The following is a 14,830-nucleotide window of genomic DNA, read 5'->3' on the forward strand; positions in this document are numbered from 1 at the left end:
GACCCCGGCCTGCCCCCGGCGGACGGCTTTGAGGACAGGGCCGGCCGGGAGGGGCGGCGCCAGGGCCGCCGGTTCAGGCCGCCGCGCTCCGTACGGCTTCGGCGACCTCGTAGCCCGCCTCGACGATCGCGGCCCGTACGGCGTCCTCGTCGACCGTGTCACCGATCACGGTCACCAGGCCCGCGGGGACGTCGACGTCGACCTTGGTGACGCCGGGTACCTCGGTCACTTCGTCGGTGACGCTCGCGGCGCAGTGTCCGCAGCTCATGCCGGACACGGTGTAGATCCTCGCGGCCATGGTGATGCTCCTGTCTTCGTTCGTGTGGGTGGCTGGGTGTGCTGTTTCCGGTGGGTGCCCCGAGCCGGGAGTGCTTCGGGCCCGGGCAGCCGAGGGCAGCGGTCAGGCGGCCGTCGCGACCACAGGGCGGGACGCCTCGGCATCGTGCAGCGACGCGATCAGTGAGCCGCGGGCGCGGGCCACTCGTGAGCGCACCGTGCCTACGGGGCAGCGGCTGACGCGTGCCGCCTCCTCGTAGGGCAGGCCCAGCAGTTGGGTCAGCACGAACGCCTCACGGCGTTCGTCGGGCAGCGCGGCCAGGAGTTCGGCGAGCGCGATGCCGTCGTCGAAGCCCGGCAGGCCGCGGGACTGGGTGCGGTCGGCGGCCGACTGCCAGTCGTCGGTGTCCGACAGGCGGGGCCGGGTGGCGGCGTACCGGATGCTGTCGATCACCGCGCGGCGGGCGATGGAGAGCAGCCAACTGCGTGCCGAGGAGCGGCCTTCGAAGCGGTGCAGGCTGCCCAGGGCGCGCAGGAAGGTGTCCTGGGCCAGGTCGTCGGCGCTCTGTGGGTCGGCGCCCAGGTGGGTGACGTAGCGAATGACATCGCGGTGCAGTGCGCCGACGAACTTCTCGACGGCGTCGGGGTCGCCACCGCGTGCGGCGAGTGCCCAGGAGGTTATCGACTCGTCGCGCGACGCACGTGCGACTCTGGGGTCGGGCAGGACAGGAGTGAGCACCTGAAGTCCTTCTCGGGGTCCGGGAACCAGGCCGGCGCGGTGGGCGGGGGCGTGGTGGTTCCGGTGACTGTTGACATACGGCCGCGGCGGGTGCGGCGGCCGATGCCCGAGGCGGGCGCGGAGCGTCGGTGACGGACTCCGCGTACGGCCTCGGGGAACCGGCTGTCGTCAGAGGACAGCGGTTCCGACAGGTGGTCCCCGGGAGGTGATGGCGTGGACGAGAAGGAACTGCCGCAGCGTGCGGTCCGAATCGCTTCGGCGGGCGCGGACGCGCGGGCGGTGCGGCGGTGCGGGCGGCCTGAGCAGCAGCCCCAGCGGGGCGACGAGCCAGCCGGCGAGCACCCGCAGGACGCGGAAGACGGCCCGCTCGCCATGGGCGAGCCACACGGCGCAGAGCAGGGCGGTGGCAAGGTGGGCGACGAGCATGCCCGTCGAGGACATGCCCTCCATGCCGTGGCCCGCGTGAGCGGCGGCGCCCATGGAGTCCGTGCCGCTCATGCCCTCCATGCCGCTCATCGAGATCATCGATCCCGAGGCGTCCGTCGAGTTCATGGTGTGGGAGGCATGCTGGCCGGCCATTCCGTGGCCCATGGAATGCGTGGCAGCCGCTGTGCCCTCGGTGTCCGCGCCGCCGACCGGCGGTGAGCACAGCAGGTAGCGCGTCCAGCGTTGCACCAGGGGTCCTCCGCCGGACGGTGCCGCCGCGACGGCCTGGGCGAGGGAGAACAACGCGTGCAGGGCGACCTGGGTGGTGACGGCAAGGGAGGCGACCGCGACGAGTCCGCGCTCCCGACCGGCCAGAGACCAGGCGATCCCGCCGACGGCCACGGTCCCTACGGCAAGTGCCCACCCGGGCACCGTCATACCCGACGCCATCGCATGGCCCTGGACAGCGGCCAGCACGCAGACGACCGCGAACATCGCGGCCCTCAGCATGCGAGCACTTCGTCCAGCAGTCATGGCGGCCTCATCCTTGCATCCGCGTCTCCGCCGTCGTCGATCGGTACGGACAGCGATGGGGTGCTCCACTCAATACAACGGGTGTGATCCAGGTCACGTCAACATGCGGGAGTGTGGAAGGAGTCCGACCGGATTCCAGGGGTGGTCGGCTTCCGGCGAGGCGCGTGGGAGTATCGGCGGCGTGAAGGCGTCCCCGATGGTACGGAGCCTGCGCGCGGCGGTCTTCGCCGAGCTGTGTGTGCTGCTCGCCGCCGGTGGTCATGCCCTGGTGGCGGGGGTGGCGCCGTCGATCGGTGCCCAACTCGCCGGGTTCATTCCTGTTTTCACCGCCGGCTGGCTGCTCGGGGGGCGGAGAGAGGTCTCTGGCCAGGATCGAGGGTGGAACGCTGACCGCCCAGGGCGGACTGCACGTCCTGTTCGGTGCCGTTTGGTCGCATGCCGCCCATGCCGCCCATGCCGTGCGCATGACTCACGGCATGCGCACGGTTCCGTCTGAAGTTCATGCGGCTCAGGCTCATACGGCGGCCCTCCACGCGGTGACCGCCCACGCCACCGCCGTTCATGCCGTGGCCTCGGTTGTGCCGGCCTGGTGGTTGTGGCGTGGTGAGGCCGCGTTGTGGACGCTGCTGCGACGGGCGGTCGCTGGCCGCCTGGTGGCAGGTGCGGAGCGGGGCGCGAGGTGCGCCGGGTGTGCCGCCCCCGGTGCGAGGGGTTGTCGGCGAAACGGGCGTGCCGCGGCGGGTGTTGCTGCGGCATGCCGTCCACCGGCGCGGGCCACCCGTGTCGATCCCGTACGCGCGCTGACCCGACCCCGCATGCCTCTCCCGCATGCCTTCCTGTACGGAGATCGAGCACCCATGTCCCCGATACGCCTCACCCTGCGTCGCACCGGCATCGTCACCGCGCTGGCCGCCGTCGGCGTCCTGACCGCCGCGAACGCGGCCTCCGCGCACGTCACCGTCCACCCCGACCGTTATGCCAAAGGCGCCGTGGACGGCGCCCTGGCCTTCCGGGTCCAGCTGGAGACGCCGCTCAAGACGGACGACGGCACCATCACCGACGCCGCGTCCGAGATCACCTGGACCGGAGGAAAGATCCGTTCCGGGGAGTACGAGGACTTCGACGTCGCCTTCGGACAGCTCCCGGACGACACGGGCCGCCTCGCCTTCAAGACGCTGCAGACGTACTCCGACGGCAAGACCGTCCGATGGATCGAAGAGGCGGAGCCCGGTGGTGAGGAGCCGGAGGACCCCGCGCCGGTGCTCGAACTCACGGCCGCCGGAGCGGCGGGCGGCGGAGCGGCGGGCGGCGGAAGCGGCGGTTCCTCGGCCACCTCGTCGGCGAGCCCGAAGAAGTCCGACACCTCCGCGACGAACTTGGCCGACGACGACTCCACCGCCCGGGGGCTCGGCGCGGCCGGTCTGACCGTGGGTGTACTGGGCCTGGCGGCGGCGGTGTTCGCGTTGCTGCGGAGCCGCACCGCGGGAACACGCGCCGAATGAGTCGGGGCGGCTCTGCCGATGGCGTCCGTCGGCAGGGCCACCCGGCCGTCCGGGACGGCACGCGCGAGGCGCCCCCTGCTGGGTGATGCGCGTCACAGGTGCGCTTCGGAACTCGGGCAGCGGTCGCTCCGACTACTGAATCGGTACCGCGACGATCGGCGCTGTACGACGTGACCTGGAGACACGCTTGATGGACGAGTCCCGGCAATCCTCCTTATCCGGCACAGCCGCGTTCCTGCGGAAGGCCGCCCCGCCGCCCGCCCTCTGCGGCTTCCTCCTGCTGTTGGCCCTGATCTTCACGGTGTCCTACGCCGTGGGAGCCGCCGCGGGCCCCGTGGCGCCCGGCATGCGGGGGACGGCCGACTCCACCGGCGGGGGTGGCGGCCCCGCCGGGAGCGAGGACATGGGGAACATGGAGATGGGCGAGGGGGGCCGTTGATGAGCACGGAACCGGTGAGCGCCCTGGTGACCACTGATCTCACCGTCGGCGGAATGACCTGCGCGGCCTGTGTGAACCGGGTGGAGAAGAAGCTCGGCAAGCTGGAAGGCGTCACGGCGACCGTCAATCTGGCCACCGGGCGCGCCCGGGTGAGTCACCCGGCGGAGATCGGCCCCGAGGAACTCGTTGCGACGGTGGAGAAGGCCGGGTACACGGCCGCCCTGCCCGAGCCGCCCAAGAGCCGGGACGGGAACCGGGAGGCGTCGGCGGACGGTGAGGACGGCGACGAGGAATCCGCGAGCGCGAGGCAGGAACGTGAGCGTCTGGTCGTCACCGCCCTGCTCGCGGTGCCCGTTCTCGTGCTGTCGATGGTGCCCGACCTGCAGTTCCGTAACTGGCAGTGGCTGTGCTTCGCCCTCACCGCGCCCGTCGCCGTCTGGAGTTCCTGGCCCTTCCACATCCGGGCGGTGCGAGGGCTTCGGCACTCCGCGGCGACCATGGACACGCTGGTGTCGCTGGGCGTGGTGGCCTCCTTCTCCTGGTCCGCGTACGCCCTCTTCCTAGGTGGCGCGGGCGACCCCGGCATGCGGATGCCGTTCACGCTGCTGCCGACCGCTTCCGACGGCGTCGCGCACATCTACCTGGAAGCGGCCGTCGGCGTACCGCTGTTCGTGCTGGCGGGACGGTATCTGGAGGCCCGGGCCCGGCGCGGAACGGGAGCGGCACTGCGGTCCTTGGCCCGGCTCGCCGCGAAGGAGGTGTCCGTCAGGGACGACGATGGCACCGAACGGCTGATTCGCATCGAGGAGTTGAGGGCCGGACAGGTCTTCGTCGTGCGGCCGGGGGAGCGGGTCGCCACCGACGGCGAGGTGGTGGAGGGCAGCTCCGCCGTCGACCTGTCCCTCGTCACGGGAGAGAGCGAGCCGGTCGAGGTCGGGCCGGGAACGGGCGTGGTGGGCGGGGCCGTCAACGCCGGGGGACTGCTGCTGGTCCGGGCCACCGCGGTGGGCGCCGACACCCAACTCGCCCGTATCGCCCGGCTGGTCACCGAGGCACAGGCGGGCAAGGCGCGGGCCCAGCGGCTGGCCGACACGGTGGCCGGGGTCTTCGTCCCGGTGGTGCTGGCGCTGGCCGCCACCGCGCTCGGCTTCTGGCTGGGTGCCGGCGCCGATCCACAGGCGGCGATCACCGCGTGCGTGGCCGTGCTGGTGGTGGCCTGTCCGTGCGCGCTGGGTCTCGCGACCCCGACCGCGCTGATGGCGGCGACCGGGCGGGGCGCGCAGCTGGGTGTGCTCGTCACCGGTCCGCAGGCGCTGGAAGGGCTTCAGCACATCGACGCCGTCGTCCTGGACAAGACCGGCACCCTCACCACCGGGCACATGAGCGTCGCGATGGTCACCGCCGTACCCGACGGGCTCGGACGAGACGCCGTACTGAGGCTCGCGGCAGCCGTCGAGCAGGGCTCGGAGCACCCGCTCGGGCGTGCCGTCGTCGCGTACGCCCGGCGGGAGTCGGACGGGCTGCGACTCGCGCACGTGAGCGGGTTCGAGGCTCTGCCGGGACGAGGCGTGAGAGGCAGCGTCGAGGGACGGCTCGTCGAAGTACTCGCCCCGGACGACGAGTTGCCCCCTGCGCTCGCGGACGCGCTGAAGACGGCCGAAGCCGCTGCCCGCACACCGGTACTGGTACGCGTGGACGGCACGGCCGAGGCCCTGATCGAGGTCGGTGACGTCATGAGGCCAGGCAGCTACCGCGCCGTCGAGCGGCTGCGCAGGCTCGGCGTACGGCCGGTCCTCGCCACCGGCGACCGCGAGGCGCCCGCCCGGGCCGTGGCCTCCGCGCTGGGCATCGAGGAGGTACACGCCCGCCGCACCCCCGAGGACAAGGCCGAACTCGTCCTGGACCTGCAGGAGCAGGGGTACCGGGTCGCGGTCGTCGGCGACGGCGTGAACGACGCCGCGGCCCTGGCCGGCGCCGATCTCGGGATCGCGATGGGAACCGGCACGGATGTGGCCATCGGCGCGGCCGACGTCACGCTCGTACGCGGGGACATCGAAGCTCTCGCGGACGCGGTCCTGCTCGCCCGGCGCACCTTGGGCACGATCCGCGTCAACCTCGTCTGGGCGTTCGGCTACAACGTCGTCACCGTGCCGCTCGCCATGGTCGGCCTGCTCAATCCGATGGTCGCCGCGGCGGCCATGTCGGCCAGTTCCGTGCTGGTCGTCGCCAACAGCCTCCGGCTGCGCGCCTGGCAGCCCTCGCCCACCGCCCGGAGAAGCCCCCGATGACCGGCAGCCCGCCGACGGCCCTCGTCCGCCCGGAGACACCCGCGACGACCGACGGGGCAGCCGCCCTCTGGCGGCCGACGCGCCGGCGTCTCACCGATGCCCTGGTCGCCGTACTCGTGCCCCTCGTCGCCTGTGCCCTCGCCCTCGCCGGTCTGAGCCTGTGGACCGTGTACGGCAACGCGGGCACCCCGGCCCGTATCGCCGTCACCGAGGGCCGGGTCTTCCTGCCGACCGGCGACACCCCGGAGACGGCGGCCTTTTTCCGCATCGGCAACAGCGGGGGAGCGGCGGACCGGCTGGTGAAGGTGACCGCCGAAGGCGTCGACGGCGATGCGACCCTCAGCCGCCATCGCATGACCGGCACCAGCTCCGCCGTCGCCGAGACGGTGCCCTCGGTCGGCGTCCCCGCCGGTGCGACCGTCACCATGTCCCCCACCGGCCTCGACGTGATCCTGCCGACGAACGCCGACTGGCAGGTCGGGGACCTGGTCACCTTCACCCTGCACTTCGAGCACAGCGGGGCCGTACGCACGCTCGCGGTCGTGGACCGGCCGGGCGCCGGCGGGCTCTGACGGCCCGTCCCGCCGCTCGCGGCATCCCACGGCCTGCCCCGGCCGCCGCACGGTTAGCGCACGGTCTCCATGACGGTCGCCCGCACGACGACCCTCCCGCTCTGCCGGAACCACAGCGTGTACGGCACTGTCTGTCCGGCCTTCAGCACGGGCGGGTCGAGGATGACAACCCCGAGTCCACCCGGCGCCATACGTACGGTGCCGCCCGCCGGAATGTCGGTGGCCCAGGCCGGCACGGTGCGCCCCGTCCCGGTCCGGCGCACCGTGCGGCGGATGACACTGACGCCCAGTTCGGTCGAGTCGGCGAACAGCAGGACGTCCTTGGACGCCCCGGTGTTCCGGATCTCGAAGTACGCGGCCGTGGAGGCGGAGCCCTCGGGCGCCGCGACGATGCGCGCCTGACCGACCGTGATCCTGGGCGGTGCGTCACCGGCGGCACCGGTCGCGGTGTAGGCCACCAGCAGGGCCAGCGCGCCGCAGGACGCGCCGACCGGAGCGGCAAGGGACAACAGGGCGTTGCCGAGGGGGTTTTTCCGCGTCCTGCGCATCATGCGCATCAGGCTTTTCCGCTTCATGAGTCAGTGGTCGGGGCGCGATGCGGACTGGTTCCCGGTTGTCGGCCGGCTGGCTGGTCCCGTGCGGTGGTGGCGGGGAATGTCCCTGAGCAGCCAGGATCGAGCGTGGTTGCGGAACTGCGTGGACCGCGGCCGGGAGGGGTGGTCACAGGCCGGGTCCCGTGCGACGGCTCGGAGAGCGGGCACCACGGGGGCGGCAGTGGGAAGAGAGGGCCGCTCCATCCGCCCGTCGGCCATCCACCGACGGACCCTGGCCCCTGGCCCTCGCCACCTTCGCCGTCCTGGCGGGTGGTTACGGCTGGTTGGGTGCTGTCCCGGCCGGACTTCCCGGTGCCATGGCGGGCGTTGCCGCAGGGCCGGTGTTGAGCGGGCTGCTCATTCTCCTGGTCGACGTGGCCCGCGCTGGGGGCAATCAGTCGGCCCACGGCACGGCTGTGCCCAACTTCCCGTAGGACAAGGGAAATCGGCGCGAAGTCACGGGAACTCGGTGCCCCTCGCGGCCGACTACTGGTTCGACAGCGCAGCCCGGCACGTCCGCAGACCACCGTGAGGGGTCGTGGGCGAGGCGGGCGCGGAACCTCGGACGAAAGTGGTTCGGCACACGTGAGACACAGAGGGCACTCGTCGTCGCCGCGGAGATCCCCATGACACCGGAGATCGAGGACGCCTTCGCGGCAGTCAGGGCCGAGTACGGCGCCGACTCCCTCGTCCGGGTCGAGCGGATGCTGGAGCCGGGCGGCGGCGGTGAACGGCATCCGCTCCAGAAGGGGGCCAAATGGATCCTGCCGGGCCTCTCGCCCACGCCCTGGCACGATCCTTACGCCTACGCCGAACTGGCCCCCGTCGTCCACGCGCTGGAGGCTGGCCATCCAGCGATCAAGAAGGAGCTGAACGCCGCGTGGGGAGCCCAGCCGGCGGCCTTCTCGGACTACGAGCACTATCTGACACGGCAGCAGGACTGGCAGGCTCTTTACCTGTTCCGTCGAGGGCGTCTTGTCGAGGAGCCGGCCGCGACGGTGCCCACCGCCTACCAGGTGGTGAAAGACGCCGCTGTGGACACGGAGAAGATATGCCCCCTCCTTGAATGTCATTTCTCCACCCTGTTGCCGGGTGCCATGGTCGAGCCCCACTGCGACCTGTGGAACTTCAGCATCAATCTGCATCTCGCCGTGGACATTCCGGACGGGTGCAGTATCACGGTCGCCGGGGAAACCCGTCACTGGGAAGAGGGCAAATGCCTGCTCTTCGACTACTCGTTCGAGCATGAGGCCCGCAACGAGGGCGATCGTCCGCGAACATGCCTGCTCATCGACCTCTGGCACCCGGAGACCACCCTTCCGGAACGCCGGGCGCTGGTGGCCCTCATCAGTGAGATCCGGCGGCTCATGGGAGAGAACTGACGCGGGGGAAGTTCGCGACCTCTTTTTCTTCCGGTCCGGCAGTCTGCGGCTGTCGGATATCAGTTCTGCCCCGAATTTCCGGCAGCGGGGAATGTTATTCCAAAATTCGGCCATTCCCAATCCTGGACGGCGCTGCTACGGTGGCTGATCGAAAGCGGTCGGTCCGACGAATTCCTTCGATGTGAATTCCGTGTGCTCTGATCCCGAGGAGGTGATCGATGGTGTCTGTCAAGGAACCGGCAGAGGTTTCCGCCCGAAAGTCGTTATGGCTTTCCCTGATCGTTCTGGCGATGGGGCAACTCGTCATCTCGCTCGACTACAACATCGTGTACGTCGCGCTGCCGGAGATAGGCGCGGGGCTAGGGTTCTCCGACCACGACCTGCAGTGGGTGGTGAGCGCCTACGTCGTGGCCACCGGCGGCTTCCTGCTGCTGGGCGGCCGGGCCGCCGATCTGCTGGGCCGGCGCAGGATGTTCGTCCTCGCGGCGCTGCTGTACGCGGGGTCGTCCCTCGTGGGCGGCCTGAGCGAGTCGCCCGGAGTGCTGGTGGCGGTCAGGGGCATCCAGGGCATCGGCGGCTCCCTGCTCTTCCCGGCGACTCTCTCCCTGATCACCACCCTGTACGACGAGGGGCCGGCCCGGAACCGTGCCCTCGCGGTGTGGGGGGCGGCCGGGGCCGGAGGGCTCTGCTTCGGGTCGCTGCTCGGCGGGGTCCTCGTGGAGGCGTTCGGCTGGCCGTCGGTGTTCTTCGTCAACGTGCCCGTCGCCGGCGCCCTCGCGGTGGCCGGGTGGCTGCTCTTCCCGGCGGACGGGCCATGGGACCGCTCGCGCCACTTCGACGTGGCGGGTGCGCTGACCGCGACGGGCGGGATCACGCTCCTGGTGTTCCTGCTGGTCCAGGCCCCGGCGGAAGGATGGACCACCCCGACGGTCCTGATCAGCGCGGTGGCCGCGGTCGGACTGCTGACGCTCTTCGCCGTCGTCGAGCGGCGATCACGTGAACCGCTCGTCCCGGCCCGGCTGTTCGTCCACCGCGGCCTGCTCGCCGCCATGGCGGTGACCGCCCTGTTCAGCGCCACGTTCAGTTCGGTGCCGTACTTCCTCACCCTGTACTTCCAGTCGGTGCACCGCTACAGCGCGGTCGCGACCGGCCTCGCGTTCCTCGTGCCCGCCGTGGTCGTCGCTGTGGGCACGCAGGCCGGTGAACGGGCCGTGGCCGCCTTCGGGGTGCGGCGCATGCTGGTCGGCGGCATGGTGCTGGGCGCCGCCGGAGCAGGAGCGCTCGGCCTGGCCCTCACCTCGGACGGCCCGTACGCCGCGCTGCTGCCGGGGATCGTGCTGCTGGGCCTCGGCCAGGGCGCCGCGTGGACCGGGATGTGGATCGTCGCGTCCGCCGGGGTGGCCCCGGGCGACCAGGGCATCGCCTCCGGGATGGCGTCGACGACCCTCCAAGTGGGCGGCGCGGTGGGCCTCGCCCTGCTCGTCGCGGTGGCAGGCGGCGTCGGCCAGAACGCGTCCGGGCCCGGCCTCCTCGACGGCCTCCGCACCGCTGTCTTCACGATCGCGGCCGGGATCGGGTGCGGGGCGCTCGCGCTGCTCACCTTCCGCAGGACCACCGATTCCGCGGGCACCACGCCCACCGCCTCCGTCCGGGCCGACGGTCCCTAGAGGCCCTCCGCTCAGGATTCCCCCTCCTCCCTAGCTTCCTTCAGCTTCCTTCCCTCCCGTGTCCAGGCTGCCCGGCCGTCCCCCGTCATGCCAGGAGAACCCTCATGTCCCTTCCCGCCGCCGGTTCTTCCGCCCCTCCGGCAGCCGTTCTGTGCGGGCTGGCCGGCTGGGTGCCGTCCCGCGTGGTGACCAACGAGCACCTCGCACGACGGCTCGACACCGACGACGCGTGGATTCGCACGCGGACCGGTATCCACCGGCGGCACGTCGTCGACGCCGGACAAGCGACGTCGGACCTGGCCGTCGAGGCGGGCCGCAGGGCTCTGGCCTCCGCGGGAACCCACCATGTCGACGCCGTCGTCGTCGCCACGACGACCCCGGACCACCCCTGCCCCGCGACCGCGCCCGGCGTCGCCGCACGCCTCGGGCTGACAGGAGCGGCGGCCTTCGACATCGGCGCCGTATGCACCGGATTCGTGTACGGGCTCGCCTCGGCCGCCGGGCTGATCGCGGCCGGGGTCGCCGAACGGGTGCTGTTGATCGGCGCGGACACGTACTCGACGATCGTGGATCCGCTGGACCGGGCCAACGCGATCATCTTCGGCGATGGAGCCGGAGCGGTCGTCCTGCGCGCCGGCCACCCCGACGAGCCTGGCGCGGTCGGTCACTTCGACCTCGGCAGCGACGGCGCCCACGAGAACCTGATCACGGTCTCGGCCGGTGGTTCCCGACAGCGCTCCCAGCCGGGTGAACCCAGCCGTGAACAACGGCACTTCGCGATGCGCGGGAGAGAGGTCTACCGCCACGCGGTGACGCGGATGGCCGAGTCGGCGCGGGCCACGCTGGCCGGGGCCGGCTGGAAGATCGACGACGTCGACCACTTCGTACCCCACCAGGCCAACCTGCGGATCCTGCACTCGGTGGCCGACGACCTCGGGTTGCCGCGCGAGCGCTGCGCGACCCACGTGAAGTCCGTCGGCAACACGGGAGCCGCGTCCGTCCCGCTCGCCCTCGCCGACCTGGCCGCCAGGCAGGCGGTCCGTCCCGGCGACCGGCTGCTGCTCACCGCTTTCGGAGGCGGCCTCACCTGGGGCTCCTGTCTCCTGACCTGGCCCTCACTTCCCGCGACACCACAAGAACGGACGACGTCATGAGCGCCACCTACGACCAACTCGTCGCCATCCTCACGAGACTGCACGACGTTCCCGCCGACCGGATGCGCCCCGAGGCGACCCTCGGATCCCTGGACGTCGACTCGCTGACGACGGTCGAGATCAGCATCCGTATCGAGCGCGACCTCGGTGTGGCCGTCGGCGACGACGAGCTGGAACCCGACCTGACCCTCGGTGACATCGCCGGACTCATCGACGCCCGCCGGGCGACCGTCTGACCACTCTGACCACGGAAGGAAACCCCGTCATGGAGATCAAGGAACAGCCCGGTGCCTCGATGGGCGCGACGGTCGAGGGCTTCGACCACACCACCGCCTCGGACGCCGACATCGCGGCGCTCAAGCACACCGTCTACACGAAGAAGATCGCCGTCCTGAAGGGCCAGGACCTCACTCCGCACGAGTTTCTGGAACTCGGCAGGCGACTGGGCCGCCCGGAGACCTACTACGAGCCGATGTACAAGCATCCGGAGGTCCCGGAGATATTCGTCTCTTCCAATGTTCCGGAGAACGGAAAGCAGATAGGTGTCCCGAAGACCGGCAAGTTCTGGCACGCCGACTACCAGTTCATGCCGGACCCTTTCGGTATCACCCTCATCTACCCCCAGATCATTCCGCAGCAGAACCGCGGCACGTACTTCATCGACATGGGCCGGGCGTACGAGCAGCTGCCCGAGGAGTTGAAGAAGGAGATCGCGGGAACGTACTGCAGGCACTCCGTGCGCAAGTACTTCAAGATTCGCCCGCACGACGTCTACCGCCCCCTCTCCGAGATCATCGACGAGGTCGAGCGGAAGACCCCGGCCGTCCGGCAGCCGACCACCTTCACCCATCCCATGACCGGCGAGACGGTCCTCTACATCAGCGAGGGCTTCACCGTCGGCATCGAGGACGCGGACGGCGCACCGCTCGACGCGGAGCTGCTCAAGCGGCTGTTCGACGCCACCGGCCAGCTCGACGAGAGCTTCGAGCACGACGGCATCCACCTGCAGAGCTTCGAGAAGGGCGACCTGCTGGTCTGGGACAACCGCAGCCTCATCCACCGCGCCCGGCACACCACCACCCCCGAGCCGACCGTCTCCCACCGCGTCACGGTGCACGACGAGCGCAAGCTGCACGACGGGATCACGGCGGCATGACGGACCGCTCGGACCGTTCGGACCGCTCCCTGCTCGACCAGGTACTGCGGCCCTACAAGGCCCACTGCAAGTATCTGAGGTCGGCGGACGTCACCGACCGGGACGGACACCTCACCGCCCGCAGCACCTTCTCGATACCCGAGTCGTGCTACATCGACGACACCGGCCATCTGAATTCCGTCGAGGTGAACATCTGCTACAACCAGATGATGTATTACCTCGTCGCCAAGTCCGTGCAGGACGGGCTGGGCACGGGATTCGCCGGCTGGACGCTGGACGACTTCTGGAAACACCAGCTCCCGGACATTCTCATCGCCCGATTCGCCTCCCGTTTCCGGCGCCCTGTCAACCCCCGTGATTTCTCCGGGGAAATGGAATTTCGGTCCGTCACCCGGCGGACCCCGGCAGGCGGCACCCCGTTCCTGCACGCGGAGACGACCTTCCGTTACTGGGACGCGGAGTCCGGCCGCTGTGACGGCGAAGCGGTCCTCGCCTTCGTCAACATCCCCTGACCCTCCGCCTACCCCACCGAGGCATCCCATGGACAAGCTCCACCATCCTCGGCTCCGGACACTCGTCCAGACCACGAGCTTCCACGCGCGACAGCAGCCCACCGTGCCGGCGGTCCTCTGCGACGGCCGCACCCTGACGTACGAGCAGCTGCACCACGAGAGCAACCGCGTCGCCCACGCGATCAAGGCCGCCGGACTCACCCCGGGCGACCGGGTCGCCTACCTCGGCAAGGAGTCCGAGCACTACTACGAGATCCTCTTCGGCTGTGCGAAGAGCGGCACGGTCCTCGTGCCCGTCAACTGGCGGCTCGCCGCACCCGAGGTCAGTCACATCCTCCAGGACTCGGGGACCCGACTGCTGTTCCTGGAGGACGAGTTCGCGCCGATCGTCGAGAAGATGCCGGCCGCGCCACCGGAGACGGTCGTCGCGCTCGGTGATTCCCTAGCGACCTGGAAAGCACCTCACCCGGACACCGAACTCCCGGACACCGCCACCCCGGACACCCCGGTCGCCCAGCTCTACACCAGCGGAACCACCGGACTGCCCAAGGGCGTCGTGCTCGCCCACCGCAGCTTCTTCGCGATCCGTGACGCCCTGGCGAGCGAGGGCCTGGACTGGATCGACTGGCGGCCCGGCGACATCGCGCTGATCGGCATCCCCGGCTTCCACATCGGCGGCCTGTGGTGGGCCACCCAGAACTTGAACGCCGGTACCACCGTCGTCGCGATGCGCGCCTTCGCCGCCCGCCAGGCCGTCGACCTCATCCGCGATCTCGGCGTCACCACCGCCTGCGTCGTGCCGGCCATGCTCCGCATGATGCTGACCGAACCCGGCGTCGGAGCCAAGGACTTCACCACCCTGCGCAAGACCGTCTACGGCGGCTCCCCGATCTCCGAGGCGCTGCTGGAGGAGAGCCTCGCCGTCCTCGACTGCGAGTTCGCCCAGATCTACGGCCTCACCGAGACCGGCAACACGGCCGTGTGCCTGCCGCCTGCCGCACATGTGCCCGGCGGCACCCTCATGCAGGCCGCCGGCCGCCCCTATCCCGGGGTGCGTGCCAAGGTGATCGACGGCGAAGGACGCGAACTGCCGCCGGGCGCCGTCGGCGAGGTGTGCCTGGCCACGCCCGCGCACATGGTCGAGTACTGGCGGCTGCCCGACAAGACCGCCGAGACCCTCGTCGACGGCTGGATCCACACCGGGGACGCCGGCTACCTCGACGAGGACGGCTACGTCTTCATCCGCGACCGGATCAAGGACGCCATCCTCGTGGCAGGGGAGAACGTCTACCCGGCCGAGATCGAGAACGTCCTCGAAGGGCATCCCGGTGTCGCCGAGGCCGTCGTCGTCGGCGCCCCCGACGAACGCTGGGGCGAGTACGTGCACGCCTTCGTCGTCCCCGTCCCCGGCGAACAGCCACGCCCCCGGGACCTGCACACCTTCCTCGTCCCGCAGCTCGCCGCCTTCAAGCTGCCCGCCCGCTACGAGTTCATCGACAGCGTCCCGCGCAACCCCAGCGGCAAGATCCTCCGCCGCGAACTGCGCGACCGCTTCTGGAGCGACTCCGCACGCAAGGTCAACTGACCGGC

The 14,830-nt window shown here is 70.8% G+C and carries 15 protein-coding genes; 11 read left to right on the forward strand and 4 right to left on the reverse strand.

Going from position 1 to position 14,830, the window contains the following annotated elements; genetic code table 11:
- Window positions 1–73 precede the first annotated feature (73 nt).
- The 3 genes from ACZ7MG_RS42600 to ACZ7MG_RS42610 form a co-directional block, all read right to left on the reverse strand.
- Window positions 74–298 (reverse strand): heavy-metal-associated domain-containing protein, encoded by a 225-nt coding sequence (locus tag ACZ7MG_RS42600; RefSeq protein ID WP_471396399.1) that lies wholly within the window; start codon window positions 296–298, stop codon window positions 74–76.
- A 102-nt stretch (window positions 299–400) separates the two neighbouring features.
- Entirely contained in the window at window positions 401–1,015 is a 615-nt protein-coding gene (locus ACZ7MG_RS42605; RefSeq protein ID WP_471396401.1) for a sigma-70 family RNA polymerase sigma factor, read from the reverse strand.
- 168 nt (window positions 1,016–1,183) lie between these two features.
- A complete protein-coding gene (locus ACZ7MG_RS42610; protein ID WP_471396402.1) occupies window positions 1,184–1,975 on the reverse strand; it encodes a hypothetical protein in 792 nt (263 codons plus the stop codon).
- 857 nt (window positions 1,976–2,832) lie between these two features.
- Here ACZ7MG_RS42610 and ACZ7MG_RS42615 point away from each other — a divergent pair.
- The 4 genes from ACZ7MG_RS42615 to ACZ7MG_RS42630 all read left to right on the forward strand — a co-directional run bounded on the left by ACZ7MG_RS42615 (window position 2,833) and on the right by ACZ7MG_RS42630 (window position 6,776).
- Window positions 2,833–3,477 (forward strand): DUF1775 domain-containing protein, encoded by a 645-nt coding sequence (locus ACZ7MG_RS42615; RefSeq protein ID WP_471396405.1) that lies wholly within the window; start codon window positions 2,833–2,835, stop codon window positions 3,475–3,477.
- 190 nt (window positions 3,478–3,667) lie between these two features.
- Window positions 3,668–3,916 carry a hypothetical protein gene (locus tag ACZ7MG_RS42620; protein WP_471396468.1) on the forward strand — a complete coding sequence of 83 codons (249 nt, stop codon included), beginning with the start codon at window positions 3,668–3,670 and terminating at the stop codon, window positions 3,914–3,916.
- Window positions 3,916–6,204, forward strand: a complete 2,289-nt coding sequence (locus ACZ7MG_RS42625) for a heavy metal translocating P-type ATPase (protein ID WP_471396408.1) — start codon at window positions 3,916–3,918, stop codon at window positions 6,202–6,204. Before ACZ7MG_RS42620 ends, ACZ7MG_RS42625 begins: the two co-directional genes overlap by 1 nt.
- On the forward strand, window positions 6,201–6,776 hold the full coding sequence (locus ACZ7MG_RS42630) for a copper chaperone PCu(A)C (protein WP_471396411.1): 576 nt from the start codon (window positions 6,201–6,203) through the stop codon (window positions 6,774–6,776). The genes ACZ7MG_RS42625 and ACZ7MG_RS42630 overlap by 4 nt, the downstream gene beginning before the upstream one ends.
- Window positions 6,777–6,829: 53 nt before the next feature.
- Here ACZ7MG_RS42630 and ACZ7MG_RS42635 read toward each other — a convergent pair whose 3' ends face one another.
- A complete protein-coding gene (locus ACZ7MG_RS42635) occupies window positions 6,830–7,351 on the reverse strand; it encodes a copper chaperone PCu(A)C (RefSeq protein ID WP_471396413.1) in 522 nt (173 codons plus the stop codon).
- A 644-nt stretch (window positions 7,352–7,995) separates the two neighbouring features.
- Between ACZ7MG_RS42635 and ACZ7MG_RS42640 the strand changes: the two genes are divergently transcribed.
- The 7 genes from ACZ7MG_RS42640 (at window position 7,996) to ACZ7MG_RS42670 (ending at window position 14,825) form a co-directional block, all read left to right on the forward strand.
- Window positions 7,996–8,751 carry an aspartyl/asparaginyl beta-hydroxylase domain-containing protein gene (locus tag ACZ7MG_RS42640; RefSeq protein ID WP_471396415.1) on the forward strand — a complete coding sequence of 252 codons (756 nt, stop codon included), beginning with the start codon at window positions 7,996–7,998 and terminating at the stop codon, window positions 8,749–8,751.
- A 290-nt stretch (window positions 8,752–9,041) separates the two neighbouring features.
- Window positions 9,042–10,418: an MFS transporter gene (locus tag ACZ7MG_RS42645; protein WP_471396416.1), complete on the forward strand. Its 1,377-nt coding sequence runs from the start codon at window positions 9,042–9,044 to the stop codon at window positions 10,416–10,418.
- 104 nt (window positions 10,419–10,522) lie between these two features.
- Entirely contained in the window at window positions 10,523–11,572 is a 1,050-nt protein-coding gene (locus tag ACZ7MG_RS42650) for a beta-ketoacyl-ACP synthase III (protein ID WP_471396418.1), read from the forward strand.
- On the forward strand, window positions 11,569–11,808 hold the full coding sequence (locus ACZ7MG_RS42655; protein ID WP_471396420.1) for an acyl carrier protein: 240 nt from the start codon (window positions 11,569–11,571) through the stop codon (window positions 11,806–11,808). The genes ACZ7MG_RS42650 and ACZ7MG_RS42655 overlap by 4 nt, the downstream gene beginning before the upstream one ends.
- Window positions 11,809–11,837: 29 nt before the next feature.
- Window positions 11,838–12,728, forward strand: coding sequence for a (3R)-3-[(carboxymethyl)amino]fatty acid oxygenase/decarboxylase (gene scoE, locus ACZ7MG_RS42660; RefSeq protein WP_471396422.1), 891 nt, complete (start codon window positions 11,838–11,840; stop codon window positions 12,726–12,728).
- The gene (scoD, locus tag ACZ7MG_RS42665) at window positions 12,725–13,240 is read left to right on the forward strand and encodes a (2E)-enoyl-ACP glycyltransferase (protein WP_471396424.1); all 516 of its coding nucleotides are present in this window, start codon (window positions 12,725–12,727) and stop codon (window positions 13,238–13,240) included. The genes scoE and scoD overlap by 4 nt, the downstream gene beginning before the upstream one ends.
- Before the next feature lie 28 nt (window positions 13,241–13,268).
- Window positions 13,269–14,825: a fatty acid--CoA ligase gene (locus ACZ7MG_RS42670; RefSeq protein ID WP_471396426.1), complete on the forward strand. Its 1,557-nt coding sequence runs from the start codon at window positions 13,269–13,271 to the stop codon at window positions 14,823–14,825.
- Window positions 14,826–14,830 lie beyond the last annotated feature (5 nt).

This window comes from Streptomyces sp. NPDC107538 (genome assembly GCF_055657445.1).